Below are 14,405 nucleotides of genomic sequence, written 5' to 3' on the forward strand. Positions count from 1 at the left end.
TGCCGCGGAGCCGGTCCACCCGGCCCCGGAAGATCGTCGCGGCCAGATGGGAGATCCGCGAATGTCCAGCGATTCCAGCACGTCGGCCGGCATCAACTTCACGCTCAGTGCCGATCAGAAGAAGGTTCAGCTCGGGGCACGGGACTTCGCCGAGAACGTGCTCGCTCCGGTCGTACGCGAAGCTGATCGGGAACCCGATCCGTTGAAGGCGTTCCAATTGACCAAACCGGCCTACGTGGAGGCCTACAAACGGGGTATCGCCTTCTGCATGCTGCCGAAGGAGTACGGCGGTGGCGGCCTGACGAACATCGAGCTGATCCTCGCCGCCGAGGAAATCTGCGCCGTCGACCCGGGCTTCGCATGCACGGTGCTGGTGAACGGGCTCGCACTCATGCCCGTCTGGTACTGGGGCACGGAGCAGCAGAAGAAGCGCGTGATGCAGGCGGCCACCTCGGATCCCTCCGGGGAGTGGATCGCGGGTTACGCGGCCAGCGAGCCGCCCGGCACGCCAGGCGGCACGGCCAACTTCGACACCCCGCTTCCCCACCCCGTCGGCATCGGCGTCACCGCCCGTTTCGACGGCGACAGCTACGTACTCAACGGCCGCAAGTACTGGCCCTGCAACGTCGCGGGCTGGGACGGCCGGGGGGCGAACATCAACCTCGTGGTGGTGCGCACGGACCCGAACAAGGGCGGGACGGAGGGGCTCTCGGCCATCCTGGTCGAACGCGGCACCCCCGGCGTCACGTACAACCTGATCGACACCTTCGGACACCGCCTCACGCCGAACTCCGAGATCATCTTCGAGAACGCGCGGGTGCCGGCGTCGAACCTCGTGGAAGGCACCCTGGGCAACGGCGACCTGCTGATCAACCGCAACTTCGCCTGGTCCGGCCCGGTCGCCGGAATCGCCGCCGTCGGGGTGGCCCGAGCGGCGTACGAATCGGCCCTGGACTGGGCGAAGACCTACACCGCAGGCAGCCCGCACCCGATGATCTACTTCCAGAACGTCGGATACGTGCTCGGCGACGTCGCCGCGCGCATCGAGGCCTGCCGCTACTTCTGCTGGAAGGCCGCGCACTACATCGACCAGCACGACTACCACGGCGAGCTGATCGGCGCGCTGAACAAGACCTACTGCACGGAGACGCTCCTCGACAGCGTCTACAAGTGCATGCAGGTCGTCGGAGTCAACAGCGCCGATCGCAAGCACATGTTCGAGAAGTTCCTCCGGGAGGCTGCGATCCTCCCGATCTACGACGGCGGCAACTTCGGAATGCAGCGCCGCCGCGTCCACGGCGTGCTGGCCAGTCCGAACTTCAACCCTCGCGCACTCATGGACGACGAGTACGTCGAGTTCACCAAGGAGATGGAGACGATCGACACCGTCCAACGCCCGGAGGGTCCGGCAGGCCGGCCCCAGGAGCGGCTGACGCACGCATGACGGCCGACCACGAGATCACTCTCCCTGTCGCCGCCGCACCCAGGTGAGCAGCGCTTCGCCCTGGACGCGTTGAAACGCACGCAAGCGCGGGACGCCAGGGAGTGGGTCCCGCCGGGCCGCGTCCAGGAAGAAGGCCGCGAACCCGGCGAGCACGCCGGTCAGGTCCTCGGGGTCGGCATCGCGGGTGACCGGAGTCGTCCGCAGTAGCTCGTCGGTGTCGTGCCCGCCGTACCGGTCGACCTCCACGAGCACCATGAGCGTGTCCAGCCAGCCCGGCCCTCGGCACGCCCATGGCCAGTCGACGAGAACCGCTCCTTCGGCGGTGATCAGCACGTTGTCGGCCCGGAGATCGGTGTGCACGAGCGTGTCGCCGACCAGCGCCTTCACGCCGCGCTCGGCGAGATCGCGCAATCCGTCCACGCCGGGAACAGCGACGCCGTCGGCGGCGAGCCGGTCGAAGCCCGCGAAATCCTCGGCCAAGGCATCCCGGGCGGTCGGCAGCTCGGGCAGAGGACACGGAGTAGCGCCGCGCTCGAGGATCTCGAGAGCATGGAGCACGGCGGCCAGCTCGTCGGTCCGCCACGGTAGCGCGGGCGTCCGCCCGTCGACGTCGGTCAGAACGAGGGCGATCCAGCCATCCACATCCACGGTTCCGCGCAGTTGCGGAACGGGGAGCCCCGCCGGCAGCCCCTCGGTGATGCGGGCCTCGCGCCGGTGCATACCGGGGCTGTCCGGATTCTGCGCGGCGCTGATGGCTTTGACGAAGGCACGCTCACCGGTGGCGGTGACGACGCGGTCGGCGGATCCCGGCGAGAAGCCCCCGGTCTGGGACTGCGCCCGGACGACCGGCGACCGCAGAACGTCCGCCACTCCGTCGCGCACGACGGAGGGCAGATCTGTCCACGACAATCGCGTGCCTCCTGAACCCAACATGCCGGCCAGGCTGACAGAGCCGAGCGCCGACACGCGATCGAGATTCGCGTCGCGTCCTGCGCGACGGCTGATCACAAACCGGTCGACGCTCCACCCCATCGACTGATCATCGACACCCACCACATCGCCGGCGGGACGGATCAGTTCTTCGTGGACGTGCAGCATCACTACGAGAAATGGGACCCGATGACGCCGCCCGGGCTGCGGCTGCACGGTGCCGACGCGATACCTGTCGAGCGGCCGGATCTCGAAGACCGTCATATCTGTTCGAGCCCGCCGTGCTACGTCGCTACGAGCATCTGGCGTTGCCGGCGCCGCAGCAGGACGGGCTGATCAGCGGCATCGGTTCCCTGATCGACACGCGGTTCGGCGGCACCGTGACGAAGAGATATCTGACCGAGCTGCGGGTCATCCGGCGTCGAACGACCCGCATCGACTGATCCCACCAGCGACCGGCGCGCCTTCTCCGTCGAAGATCTCGGTGAGGAAGGAGCGGATCGCCGTCCAGCTACGGGCGTCGGCAGTCTCGCTGTAGGCGACCCCGGGAGTCTGGCCGGTGTCCCCGTCGTGGGTGAATCCGTGCAGCGCGCCGCCGTAGACAGTGAGCTGCCAATCCGCCTGCGCCGCCGTCATCTCCTCGGCGAAGCCGTCCACATCGGCCCAGGGAATGTGGGGATCCGAGCCGCCGTGGCAGACCAGGATCTTCGTGCGCACGGTGCCGGGCGGGGCCGGGCGGTTGCTGAGCAGGCTTCCGTGCACGCTGATCACCCCCGCGACCGAGCTCCCTGCACGGGCGAGTTCCAGCACGCTCATCCCGCCGAAGCAGTACCCCACGGCAGCGAGCGGGCCCTCGACACCTGGCGTGGTGGCCAGTACGTCCAACGCCGCCCGGGTACGCCGGGCGAGCAGGCCGGGGTCGGCCCGGAACGCGGCCAACTGCTCCATGATCCGTTGCCGATCCCCCCGCACGCCCCGCCCGTACATGTCCGCGGCCAGCACGACGTAGCCGAGCTCTGCGAACCGCCGCGCCCGGCCGCGCGCATGGTCGTCGAGACCGGCGCCGCCGTGCACGACGAGAACACCGGGCCGGGGCTCTGCGGTGGCGGGATCACGCATCACGACGCCGTCGAGTACGACGTCGTCATCGCGATAGACGACGGGAGTGGCGGTGACCGTGGGCGAATCGGAGAAGCACTTATTCACGCCGGAAAGGTACTACGCCAAAATCAAGCATAGCAGATTTCGTCGAATTTTGAAATCCACCGTTGGTGGGCTCATCCACTCCCGACCGGCACTAGGCCGCGGATGCCCGCCGAACCGGACCGGCCTCGCGGAGCACCCGTTCCTGGAGATCCGGAGCCATCAGCCGGGCCGGCTCGTCGAGCATGTTGGCCACTCTGAGCAGTTCGGTGCCCAGCACGGCATCCTTCACCGCCGCCTCCCGGTACCGCTCGAGGTACTCATCCATGGCCGACATCTCCTCGGTTCGCTCGCCGGCGACCTCCGGGAACCGCAGGTCGCTACTGACGACCAGGCCCCATGGTGTGTCGAGCATTGTCGCTGCAGCCAGGAAGAACCGGCGATTCACTTCGCCATCGCCCTCACGCATCAGGCGGCTCAGCAGCAGAGCTTCGAGAGCGGCAACCGTCATGCCCTGGCCGTAGATGGGATTGAAGCTACAGAGAGCGTCGGCGACGACGAGATAGCCGTCAGGGAACCGATCCAACTGTTCGTAGTGCCTGCGGATGCTCGCCGGGTAGCGCATCAACACCGGTTCGGTGAGCGGAGTGGCAGTACGGATGATCTCGGCGATCTCCGGAGCTCCGAACCTTTCGGCATATTCGGCCATCTCCGCGTTCCGCGTCGGCAGCTCCTCGCTTTCGCCGACCCCGACGCCGACGAGGGTGAGGATGATGCGATTGCCCTCCTGCGCGAGGATGAACGAACCACGTGGTTGACCGGGATAATAGTTGTACGATGCGCCGATTCGCCCGTCGAGATGGTGGGGTTCGCGACGGTAGACCTGGGAGACGTAAGTGAGCTGGATACGGACCTCTTCCTCAGGCGCCCGCGGATAGCCGAGCTCTCCGAGCCACAACGGAGAGCGGGTGGCACGGCCCGCGGCATCGACCACGAGATCCGCGTCCAGCGCCGACTCCGCCGTCCCGTCACCCCGGCGCCGGATCCGTACGCCGGTGATCCGACGATTGTCCGGAGAAGTCGTCAGGCCTGCGACATCACAGCGGTCGATGATCGTCACCCCGGGTAGCGCCGCAACCCGAGCGCGGACGGTGAACTCCAGGAGCTGGCGGCTCACCGCCAACCCGACCAGCCCGGACGGTTCTGGCCGCAGCAGGTGTCCGTCGAAATGCCAGTGGATGTCCGACTGAGTGTCGGTGGCCATCGCGCCGGCCGCGATCAGCTCCTCGTGTATCCCCGGGAAGAGCTCGTCGTACGCTTCACCACCCCGAGCGAGCAGGCCGTGCAGATGACGACTCTGTGGCACGCCACGACGCGGGGTCGGTTCAGCGGGCAACTCGTCCCGTTCGACCACCGTCACGCGCTCGAAACTCTCACTGAGCACTTTGGCCGCGCAGAGACCTCCCATCGAGGCACCGACGACGATGGCATGTCGACGAGACGAGACCGAACTCATCGAATCTCCTTGGGGGATTGTGTGCGAGATCCACCGCACTCATATATCGAGCCACGTGAAACCTGCCCGGCTCGCCCGGTTTCACGAAGCCCCCGCGCGGCCGAGTTCCCGTGAGTGACGCTACAGTTGGGCGCGAAACACTGAAAGGTGTCCGGCCTCACAGATCAACGCCACGTGTGCCCGAGTTCCGCGAACCGCCGCCGCCACACGAAAAGATCGGATTTCCCACTCGGTGCCGGTTATACGTGTCTCACGCCCAATGGTGAGCCGGCCCGGACCAGGCGTCGCAAGAATCCCCCGGTAAGGCTGTCAGCTGAGCCGTTGCTCGAGGTGAAAGCTCACCTCGTCGCCGAGCCGGCCCTTTCCGATGACCTTACAGAGCGCCGCCCTGAGGGGGAGCCAGTGCGGTCCATTGCCCGACGGCATGAGGGTAGCGGTGAACGGGTGGCCGTCGATCGTTCCGCTCACCTTCACGGCCCGCCTCGTCCCGAGGAGCTCGGCGGATCCGGGCACGGTCACATAGGTGGCGAAGGCTCCGTCCTTCTCGATCGGCGCAGTGAATGCATGGTCAAGTGGTTGACTGGTCGTCAGCGTGGTCATTATGAGTCCTTTGTCCACGATCGATGAAATTCGCCGTTCAGTTCTCCAGCAGCACCGCGCGCAGGCGCGTGGCGAATGCGGCGGGGTCGTCGACGAAGGCGGTGTGCCCGCCGGGAAACATGGCCGGCTCGATGTCGAGCGCCGCGGTGAGCGCCCTCGAGCTGCGGTCGCAGAACTCGCCGGCCGATTCGGCACCGATACCGACCACGATCCGGGTCGGGACGCCGCGAAGGACGGCGAGATCGGGCTGCCAGCGAGTGGTGGGGCGCATCTCGTGGGCGAACCAGAAGTGCTCATCGGCCACCGCCTGCGGGTCGCGTTCGCCCCCGAACATCTGCTCGACGGCGCCCTCGGGCATGGCGATGTCGGCTTGGGCGAAGAACTTCGCCCAAGCTCCCATCACGTCGCCGGCGAGATAGGTGGCGATCAGGTCGTCGGTCTGTGCGTGGATCTGCTCGTGGCCGTCGAGCAGCTTCTCCAGCGGCGGCTCGTGGGCGACGACGGTGTGGACCTGCTCGGGGTGGGCCTGCACGAGGGCCAGGGCGCTGACGGCGCCGCCACTGGAGCCGAGGACGACAGCGGGGCCGGCGCCGAGGTGGGAGAGCAAACGGGACAGATCGTCGCCGCGCATGTCCGGCGTCGAGTCCGCGTCGCGGTCGTCGACCGAGCTGCGGTTGATGCCTCGCGGGTCGGTGGTGAGCACGGTGTGGTCGGCGGCGAGGAGATCGGCCAGCGGCGCGAACGCCGAGGCGTCCATCGGGGCGCCCACCAGCACCACCAGCGGCCCCGTGCCCCGCACCTCGTAGTGCAGTCGCGCGCCCGGGACCTCGAGGTACCCGGCAGTGACAGTGGTCGTGTGGCTCACGGAGCCTCCTGGAACGACGTGGTGGTGCTCGGTCGGCGAACAAGACTCCTGCGGTGGGGCAGAATCATCGCGTGTGAGCGAAAACGTCACGAAGACCGCGAACCTGATGTCGGAGGACGACGAGGAGAGCGGTCTGGCGCGGGCACGCGCCGGTGACGACGCCGCGTTCGCCCGCCTCGTTGCGCCCTTGCGCCGCGAGTTGCACGCCCACTGCTATCGAATGCTCGGCTCCACGCACGACGCCGAGGACGCCCTCCAGGACGCCCTCGTGCGGGCGTGGCGAGGGCTCGCACGCTTCGAGGGCCGCAGCTCACTGCGCGCCTGGCTGTACACCGTCGCCACCAACGCCTGCCTGGACGTCGTCGCCCGCCGTGGCAAACGTGCGCTGCCGGTGGACCTCGGCCCGTCCAGCGTGCGCGCTGTCGTCGGCGACGCTCCGCCGGCCGACGTCGCCTGGCTCGGCCCGTACCCGGACACGGGGCTCGCGACGGGCCCGGTATCGCCGGACGCACACTATGAGCAGCGCGAGGCCGTCGAGCTCGCGTTCGTCGCCGCCCTGCAGCACCTTCCGGGCAACCAGCGGGCCGCGCTCCTGCTGTTCGAGGTGCTCGGGTTCTCCGCCGCCGAGATCGCCGGGATGATGAAGACATCGGCCGCGTCGGTGAACAGCGCCCTCCAGCGCGCCCGTCGGATCGTCGCCGAGCGCATCCCACCCCGCAGCCAGCAGCAGACACTCCGGGAGATCGACGACGAGCGTCTGCGGGCCGTGGTCGCCGGCTACTCCTCCGCGCTCGAACGCGGTGATGCCGACGCGCTCGTAGCGCTGCTCACCGAGGACGTCACGTGGTCGATGCCGCCGCTGCCGCACTGGTACCGGGGCCTCGACGCCGTCACCGACTTCGCCGTGGCGATCCCCCTCACCAGCTGCGGCTCCTGGCGACACATTCCGACCAGCGCCAACGGCCAGCCTGCTGTGGGCTCCTACCTCTGGAAAGACGACGCCCGAGCGCACGTCAGCTGGTCGATCGACGTGCTGACGATGCGCGACGAACGGATCTCCGCGATCACCTCGTTCATCGGCGCCGAGCACTTCGCGCCCCTCGGACTGCCCGCCAGGTTTCCCCTGAGCACGTGACGCTGCTGCGTACATGACGCTGCGGCTCAACCGGTGGGTGCTCGCTCGCCGACCGTCTTGAGGGCGGCCGCGACGACGGCGTCGAGCCGCCTCCCGTGCGCGCCGTGCCAGTACACACGGCCGCAGGACACGCAACGGGCGAACTGCTCGTAGCGGATCCGGGTTCCGGGTTCGAGCTGATCGGCGACCTCGTCCTTCGGCACACCCACCAGCTCACCGTTGCAGGCGGAGCAGCGCGTCCACGGCGCGAGCGTCGGTGCGAAGCGATCCAGCACGTCCGTCAGCTGCGCGTCGGCCCCCTGCCCACGGACGTAGGCCCCCGCCCACAGTGCGCGCCGCATCAGCAGGCCGCGGTCCTGGGTGAGCAGGATCCGGCGGTCGTTTCCGGCCCGCTCGACGAGGTCGGCGTCGTCCGCATCGTTGCCGTACGCCGTGTCGACGCCGAGCAGACGCAGCCGACGGGCGAGCGTGCCGAGGCCCACATCGAGCAGGAACCCGGCGCTGTGCGGCAGCTTCTGCGGGCGGGGCGGAGGTTCGAGCTCGATCACGGCGCCCGGACGGGGCGACACCGACGGGCTGGTCCGGACGCCGTCGATCGTCGCGGCGCCCACCTCGGTGAGCGGAATGCCGAGGGACTGCACGACATGACCCAGCGACGCCGCGCCGTCGTACGGCACCTCGAACTGTGCGTACCGTCGACGGGGCGCGAGAAAAAGCCTCAGGCCGAGGGCCGGCCGGATCACCAGTTCCATCGATAGTCCCTCCGTATCAGGGCATACCCGGCTCCGGTCGAGTCTGCGCCGAGCCGAGCTCCAGCACAGCCCGGGAGCACACGCACTTCCAGATCCTCTGCGTATATCTCCTTTTCCGGTCATTCCTGCACATTAGGAACAGAGGTACGGATCAAAGCGACATTTCGCCACACCGGGAAGCGTCGTGACCGCAGTCTCGTTCACATACTGGGAGATCCGAGCTAATGTACGGTCATTACATCAGGTGAGGGGTGGAGCATGAGCCTGACAGTAGACATCGTCGAGACCAGCGAGTTGGGCGATCGGAGTTACATCGCTCATGACGGTCAGTCAGCGATCGTTGTCGATCCGCAGCGTGACCTGGACAGGGTGGAGAGCGTGCTCGCGGGCCGCGGCCTGAAATGTGAAGCCGTTCTGGAGACCCACATCCACAACGATTATGTGACCGGCGGACTGGAGTTGAGCCGCCGCACGGGTGCTCGCTACGTGGTGGCCGCGGACGACCACGTCGAATTCGACCGGTATCCCGCGCACGACGGCGAGGAATTCCGGGTCGGTGGGATGCGCGTCCGCGTCATTGCGACCCCGGGACACACGGATACCCATCTGTCGTACCGGGTCGACGACGGGACGGGGCCCGCCGCGCTGTTCACCGGAGGGTCACTGCTCTACGGGAGCGTCGGACGCACCGACCTCGTCGACGCCGCGCGCACGGAGGAACTGACGCACGCGCAGTACCGCTCGGCCCACCGGCTGGCCGAGCTCAGCGTTGATGCGGACGCGGTGTACCCGACGCACGGGTTCGGCAGCTTCTGCTCCTCCGGCTCCGCCACCGGGGGTAGCGGCAGCACGATCGGGCTGGAGCGCATCCGCAACGACGCCCTCACCGAGGACGACGAGGACAGGTTCGTCGAGCGCCTGATCGCGGGACTCACCGCTTTCCCGAGCTACTACGCGCACATGGGCGCGCGAAACCGGCAGGGCCCTGGGCCGGCGGACCTCTCGCCCGTCCGGCCCGTCGAGCCTGCCGAGCTGCGGAGTCGGATCGAGGCGGGCGAATGGGTGGTCGACCTGCGTCACCGCACCGCCTACTCCGCCGCGCACATCGCAGGCAGCATCGGGATCGAGCTCGGCCAGCAGTTCGCCACCTACCTCGGCTGGCTCATCCCGTGGGGGACGCCACTGACCCTCGTCGGCGAGAGCGCCGAGCAGATCGCCGATGCGCAGCGGCAGCTCGTGCGTATCGGTATCGACCGGCCCGATGGATCAGCGATCGGTACCCCGGACAGCCTGGCCGCGCCCGACCAGATTCGTGCCTATCCGCGTGAGACGTTCGACCAGCTCGGTGCCGTCCGTAACGACACCCACGTCGCGGTGCTCGACGTGCGGCGCGACGACGAACGGGCCGGCGGATCGATACCCGGTTCGACGCACATCCCGATGCACTCACTCCTGACCCGGCTCGACGAGCTCCCCGACGGGCAGTTGTGGGTGCACTGCGCATCCGGATTCCGGGCCAGCATCGCGGCGAGTCTGCTGGACCGCCTGGGCCGGGACGTCGTGCTGGTCGACGACGACTACTCACACGCGGTGGAGCTGGGTCTGACGACCGAGACGACACATCTGCCGGTCGGCCACCCGGCGCGAGCCGCGTCCTGACCGCTTTCGTCGCGCCGGTCGCGGGCGGGGTCGGCTTCGGCAGCAGCCGACCTCGCCCCAGCGCGATCTACTGGTAGACGACACAGCCGGCCGGCCTCGTGCCGTTGAGCCGGTGCATTGCCACTGTGGCCGCTGAGGCCCAGCCTGCACACCACCACCGTGATCAAGCCGGTGGAGCCCGTTCCGCTGACCCGACGCAACCCTCGTCGTCAGGTGCGTGATTCGTATTCGTGTGCGTATACTCGCCGACGAGCATTCGCGGACGGGGGTGACAGGTGGCCAAGCAGCGTCGGGTCGGCAACCCACTGGCACTCGCCGTGCTCTCGGCCGTGCTCCACAGGCCGATGCACCCCTACGAAATGGGCCGGACCTTGCGCGAGTGGGGCAAGGACGAGGACATGGAGATCAAGTGGGGGTCGCTCTACACAGTCGTGCGCAACCTCGCCAAGCACGGCCTCGTCGAAGCCGTCGAGAGCACACGGCAGGGAGCCCGCCCCGAGCGCACCGTCTACCGGATCACGGAGGCCGGACGGGACGAGCTCGTCGACTGGGTGCGTGAGCTGATCTCCATCCCGCAGCGGGAACACCCGAAGTTCACAGCCGGCCTCTCGGTGGTGACCGTCCTGCCGCCGCAGGAGGCGATGAACCTGCTGGGGCAGCGGCTCGCGTTGCTCCACGAGGAGATCGCCGGCAGGCGCGATTCGCTCGCCACCCACGCCGAGAACGTTCCGCGGATCTTCCTCATCGAGACCGAGTACGAGCTTGCGATGCGCGAGGCGGAAGCAGCGTGGATCCGCTCCGTGCTCGACGAGATGAGCTCCAGCGCCTTTCCGGGTATCGCCGCATGGGCGGCCTGGCACGAGACGGGCGAGATATCGCCCGAGCTGCGCGGCCCGGCTGAAAGGAGCGACACGACGGAATAGTCGTTCACGAAGAGGCCCGGCAGCGGTGCGGCAACACCACCACCGGGCCCTTGTCCCTCGAACCGCAGCCGCGGAAGGCGACCCGGCCACGAGATGGCAGTCACGAGGATAACCGGGCGCACTCCCCGACGACGGTTCGGACGCACGCAATCCGAAACCCGACCGGCGGCCCTGAACGGGCTGGAGCCGGCACATGCCCTGTGGGGGAGAAGCAATGACGGACGTGAGAACGGCACTGGTCATCGGCGGCGGGATCGCCGGGCCGGTCGCGGCGATGGCACTACGTAAGGCAGGCATCGAGGCGACGGTCCACGAGGCCTACCCGAGCACGGCGGACGGCATCGGGGGCACGATCGCGATCGCCCCGAACGGGCTCGCCGCGCTGGAAGCCATCGACGCACAGGACGCCCTCCTCGCGCACGCGCACCCGATCTCGACGACGGTGATGACGTTCGGCGCCAAGCGGCTCGAACTCCCGAGCCTCGCCGGTGTACCGCCGCTGCAGGTGGTACGCCGGGCCGAGCTGTACGGGTCGCTGCACGCGATGGCGCGCGCACGGGGCGTCCGCATCGTGCACGGCACCCGACTCGTGGACGCCGAGCAGACGGCGTCCGGTGTCCTCGCGCGGTTCGCGGACGGCACCACCGCCACCGCCGACGTGCTCATCGGCGCCGACGGCGTGCGCTCCACGGTGCGGAAATTGATCGACCCGAACGCGCCCGGCCAGAACTACACCGGCATGCTCGGCTTCGAGGGCCTCGCCGATGTCGAGGTGCCGGCCAGGCCCGGCACCATGACGTTCGCGTTCGGCAGGCGCGCCTACTACCTCTACTGGCCGCAGCCCGGGGGCGGCACGGTCTGGGGCGCGAACCTGCCGCAGGAGCCGATGTCGTTGGCGGAGGCCCGGAAGGTGCCGGCCGAGGAGTGGCTGCGCATCCTGCGCGAGACGTACGCCGACGACGAACCGGGGGGTGAGTTGGCCCGCCGCACCAGCGCGGACCGCCTGCAGGTCGTCGGGTCGCTGCACATCATGCCGAGCGTGCCGCACTGGTACCGCGACCGGATGGTGCTGGTCGGAGACTCGGTGCACGCGCCGTCGAACAGCTCGGGCCAGGGCGCGTCGCTGGCGATCGAGAGCGCCGTCGAGGTGGCGCGCTGCCTGCGCGACCTTCCTGACGTGCCGTCCGCGTTCGCCACCTACGAGGGTCTGCGCCGCGGCAGGGTCGAGAAGATCGCCTCGCGCGCTGCGAAGATCAACCATGCGAAGGCGCCCGGACCGGCCACAAGGGCGATCATGCCGTTCCTGATGTCGATCATGATCAAGTTCGCCATGAACCCGGAGAAGACCATGGCATCCGAGCAGCGGTTCCGGATCGACTGGGACGCACCGGTCGTACCGACAGGTGAGCCCGTGCGCGCCACCGGCTGACGACCGGGCTGACGGCGTCAACGGCCGGGGCGCCGTCAGCCCGTCGTCATCGGACGCTCTCGCCCGTGGTCTCGTCGACGGCTCCGCGGATCGTCTTGAGGGGCGGCGGAGGCTTGAGCGGGCTGCGCACCCCGGCCGGGCCGGGCCCGCGCTCCAGCCACAGGGTCACGGGCGAGTGCAGTGCAACGCGTGTGCCGGCCCCCGGCTTCTGGTCGACGACCACGTAGCCGGACAGCTCCCAGCCGAGGAAGGGCGGGAGATCGGGATCGGCGTTGACCGCGACGAGATGCGCCCGCAGGAGCGTGTCCCGCGCGTCCTCCCAGGAGAGGCCGCCCACGTCCGGGACGACGGCGGTGAGGGCGGCGGCCGCGTGCCGCGCAGCCTCGTCCACTGCTCGCCGACCTGCGCCGCGGGCCTCGGACGGTTCGTCGCCGGTCCTCGCCGGGGCACGGGACGCTCTGCTCGGTTCATCGCCGTCGAGATCACGCCAGCGCTCCCACGCCGACTGACGGGTCATGCCCAGTCTCGTGGCGATCTCGGCCCAGCTCTTCCGGTTGGCGCGGGCCGCTCTCACCGCGGCCAGCTCCGTCTGATCGAGCAGCCGCCGCACCACTCCGAGGTCGGACAACGCGTCCAGAGCCGCGTCTCCGGCACTCGACCCCGCGGCCTCACCGACCGGACCGGCGTGATCCCAGCCGTCGAGCCGGTTCCACGCATCCCGGCCCTCCGGCCATGGATCCCTACCCCCAGGCATGCCGTCAGGTTAACCTGACGCCTTCGTGGGCGACAAGACCGCGCCTCGCCCCCGTCGTCAGTCGCCGACGTCGTCCCGCAGCTTCAGCACCGTCCGGAGCACGTACTCGACAGCGGACTCGAATGCACCGCCCCGCAGCTCATCCCGGGTGGCGAGGTTGCGCGACGCGAACTCGAGCATCCGGTCCGGGCCGACCCGGCGAACGACCAACGCGGCGATGTCCTCGAGGTCGAGACCCGGGTTGTCGAGCCGGGTCAGCGCGAACTCGACGACCAACTCCTCGTCCGTCACGAGATCAGCTCCCCTGGCTGTCGGTTCGTGTACTCCTCATCATCCTCAACGCCGTCGTCATCCCGCGGGCACGGCGGCCCACCGCCAGTTCCTCGGATCTTCGACGCGCTCAATTTTGCCGATCAAGCCGGTACCTCCCCGATCTGAAACCGCCGCCGACTCCATCACCCGCCCCGGGCGAACCGCCGAAACAGTGGGGTGAACCACCGCCCCCTGACGAGTGGTCCGCGTTGCCTGGTTCGCCCATAGGGTGCGTTACTTGCTGCCGTCCGGGCGCGATTCTGACCAGCTTTTCCATGTGGACCAATTTGGCATGGAAATCGCCCTCGAAAATGAGTAGGGGTACAGTGGAATTTCGCTACAGGCGGCCTTCCCGCCGCATCATTCTGACATTCCTCGCTCTTGCCGGGATGCTTGTGTTCGCACCACAGGCCTGGGCCCAACCCAGCGTGAATTCGACGACCACAGTGCAGGCGTCACCGTCATCAGCGACCGTCGGGCAGGAGGTCGTCCTGACCGCGACGGTCACCTGCCCCGGATTCCCACCCCAGGGCGGGCTCGGCGTGACGTTCTTCGATGGCGCGAACCTGCTGGACACGGTGCCGGTCAACGCCAGCGGCCAGGCATCACTCACCACCACGTTCACCACCCAGGGCGCGCACGAGATCACAGCCGCCTATAACGGCAACGGCAACTGCGGCGCGTCGAACGCCACCACCACGGTGCAGGTCACGAGCCAGCCCGACCCGCCCACGCCACCCACGCCACCCACGCCCTGCATGTGCGGTGGCGGTAGTGGCCTGGTCAACATCCACAACAGCGGCAACAACGGCGGCTGGGTGTTCGGCTGATCGTTCGTGCTGAGAACCCGGGCAAGAACCGCATGAATCATTCGGCTGCGGACGGGGCTGGCGGCGAATCTGCCGCCACGCCCCGTCCAGCAGGCCCGATGGCAGTATCAACG

At 68.6% G+C, this 14,405-nt stretch carries 14 protein-coding genes; 6 read left to right on the plus strand and 8 right to left on the minus strand.

The features are described 5' to 3' along the window. The first annotated feature begins 61 nt into the window (after positions 1-61). Positions 62-1,444: an acyl-CoA dehydrogenase family protein gene (locus ABD743_RS38265; RefSeq protein WP_344728566.1), complete on the plus strand. Its 1,383-nt coding sequence runs from the start codon at positions 62-64 to the stop codon at positions 1,442-1,444. Positions 1,445-1,459: 15 nt separating this feature from the next. Here ABD743_RS38265 and ABD743_RS38270 read toward each other — a convergent pair whose 3' ends face one another. From ABD743_RS38270 to ABD743_RS38290, 5 genes are all read right to left on the minus strand, one after another. Beyond that, entirely contained in the window at positions 1,460-2,353 is an 894-nt protein-coding gene (locus ABD743_RS38270) for a phosphotransferase (RefSeq protein WP_344728568.1), read from the minus strand. A gap of 432 nt (positions 2,354-2,785) precedes the next feature. Beyond that, positions 2,786-3,580 (minus strand): dienelactone hydrolase family protein, encoded by a 795-nt coding sequence (locus ABD743_RS38275; RefSeq protein ID WP_344728570.1) that lies wholly within the window; start codon positions 3,578-3,580, stop codon positions 2,786-2,788. A 91-nt stretch (positions 3,581-3,671) separates the two neighbouring features. Then, entirely contained in the window at positions 3,672-5,033 is a 1,362-nt protein-coding gene (locus tag ABD743_RS38280) for an FAD-dependent oxidoreductase (protein WP_344728572.1), read from the minus strand. 309 nt (positions 5,034-5,342) lie between these two features. Then, positions 5,343-5,633 carry a DUF1905 domain-containing protein gene (locus tag ABD743_RS38285; protein WP_344728574.1) on the minus strand — a complete coding sequence of 97 codons (291 nt, stop codon included), beginning with the start codon at positions 5,631-5,633 and terminating at the stop codon, positions 5,343-5,345. 37 nt (positions 5,634-5,670) lie between these two features. Next, positions 5,671-6,498, minus strand: a complete 828-nt coding sequence (locus tag ABD743_RS38290) for an alpha/beta fold hydrolase (protein ID WP_344728576.1) — start codon at positions 6,496-6,498, stop codon at positions 5,671-5,673. A gap of 106 nt (positions 6,499-6,604) precedes the next feature. On the opposite strand from ABD743_RS38290, the gene ABD743_RS38295 reads away from it, so the two are divergent. After that, positions 6,605-7,633 carry a sigma-70 family RNA polymerase sigma factor gene (locus ABD743_RS38295; protein ID WP_344728675.1) on the plus strand — a complete coding sequence of 343 codons (1,029 nt, stop codon included), beginning with the start codon at positions 6,605-6,607 and terminating at the stop codon, positions 7,631-7,633. 26 nt (positions 7,634-7,659) lie between these two features. Here the strand turns inward: ABD743_RS38295 and ABD743_RS38300 are convergent, their stop codons facing one another. Then, positions 7,660-8,385 carry a Mut7-C RNAse domain-containing protein gene (locus ABD743_RS38300; RefSeq protein WP_344728578.1) on the minus strand — a complete coding sequence of 242 codons (726 nt, stop codon included), beginning with the start codon at positions 8,383-8,385 and terminating at the stop codon, positions 7,660-7,662. Positions 8,386-8,643: 258 nt separating this feature from the next. On the opposite strand from ABD743_RS38300, the gene ABD743_RS38305 reads away from it, so the two are divergent. The 3 genes from ABD743_RS38305 to ABD743_RS38315 all read left to right on the plus strand — a co-directional run bounded on the left by ABD743_RS38305 (position 8,644) and on the right by ABD743_RS38315 (position 12,396). After that, complete coding sequence (locus tag ABD743_RS38305; protein WP_379659087.1) at positions 8,644-10,044, plus strand: MBL fold metallo-hydrolase; 1,401 nt, start codon at positions 8,644-8,646, stop codon at positions 10,042-10,044. Between the two features lie 275 nt (positions 10,045-10,319). Then, a complete protein-coding gene (locus ABD743_RS38310; RefSeq protein ID WP_344728580.1) occupies positions 10,320-10,967 on the plus strand; it encodes a PadR family transcriptional regulator in 648 nt (215 codons plus the stop codon). Positions 10,968-11,181: 214 nt separating this feature from the next. After that, positions 11,182-12,396 carry an FAD-dependent oxidoreductase gene (locus ABD743_RS38315; RefSeq protein WP_344728582.1) on the plus strand — a complete coding sequence of 405 codons (1,215 nt, stop codon included), beginning with the start codon at positions 11,182-11,184 and terminating at the stop codon, positions 12,394-12,396. A gap of 46 nt (positions 12,397-12,442) precedes the next feature. Here the strand turns inward: ABD743_RS38315 and ABD743_RS38320 are convergent, their stop codons facing one another. Beyond that, the gene (locus ABD743_RS38320) at positions 12,443-13,150 is read right to left on the minus strand and encodes a PASTA domain-containing protein (protein ID WP_344728584.1); all 708 of its coding nucleotides are present in this window, start codon (positions 13,148-13,150) and stop codon (positions 12,443-12,445) included. 57 nt (positions 13,151-13,207) lie between these two features. Next, positions 13,208-13,441 carry a hypothetical protein gene (locus ABD743_RS38325; protein WP_241036967.1) on the minus strand — a complete coding sequence of 78 codons (234 nt, stop codon included), beginning with the start codon at positions 13,439-13,441 and terminating at the stop codon, positions 13,208-13,210. A 449-nt stretch (positions 13,442-13,890) separates the two neighbouring features. Between ABD743_RS38325 and ABD743_RS38330 the strand changes: the two genes are divergently transcribed. Further along, entirely contained in the window at positions 13,891-14,292 is a 402-nt protein-coding gene (locus ABD743_RS38330; protein WP_344728586.1) for an Ig-like domain-containing protein, read from the plus strand. Positions 14,293-14,405 lie beyond the last annotated feature (113 nt).

This window comes from Pseudonocardia yunnanensis, from assembly GCF_039534065.1.
In the GTDB taxonomy this organism is placed as follows: domain Bacteria; phylum Actinomycetota; class Actinomycetes; order Mycobacteriales; family Pseudonocardiaceae; genus Pseudonocardia; species Pseudonocardia yunnanensis.

What these genes read in the sequence shown, in the direction of transcription:
- ABD743_RS38265 (WP_344728566.1), top strand. Translation starts at nt 62, where the DNA reads ATGTCCAGCGATTCCAGCACGTCGGCCGGCATCAACTTCACGCTCAGT.
- ABD743_RS38280 (WP_344728572.1), bottom strand. Translation starts at nt 5,033, where the DNA reads ATGAGTTCGGTCTCGTCTCGTCGACATGCCATCGTCGTCGGTGCCTCG.
- ABD743_RS38285 (WP_344728574.1), bottom strand. Translation starts at nt 5,633, where the DNA reads ATGACCACGCTGACGACCAGTCAACCACTTGACCATGCATTCACTGCG.
- ABD743_RS38295 (WP_344728675.1), top strand. Translation starts at nt 6,605, where the DNA reads ATGTCGGAGGACGACGAGGAGAGCGGTCTGGCGCGGGCACGCGCCGGT.
- ABD743_RS38300 (WP_344728578.1), bottom strand. Translation starts at nt 8,385, where the DNA reads ATGGAACTGGTGATCCGGCCGGCCCTCGGCCTGAGGCTTTTTCTCGCG.
- ABD743_RS38305 (WP_379659087.1), top strand. Translation starts at nt 8,644, where the DNA reads ATGAGCCTGACAGTAGACATCGTCGAGACCAGCGAGTTGGGCGATCGG.
- ABD743_RS38315 (WP_344728582.1), top strand. Translation starts at nt 11,182, where the DNA reads ATGACGGACGTGAGAACGGCACTGGTCATCGGCGGCGGGATCGCCGGG.
- ABD743_RS38320 (WP_344728584.1), bottom strand. Translation starts at nt 13,150, where the DNA reads ATGCCTGGGGGTAGGGATCCATGGCCGGAGGGCCGGGATGCGTGGAAC.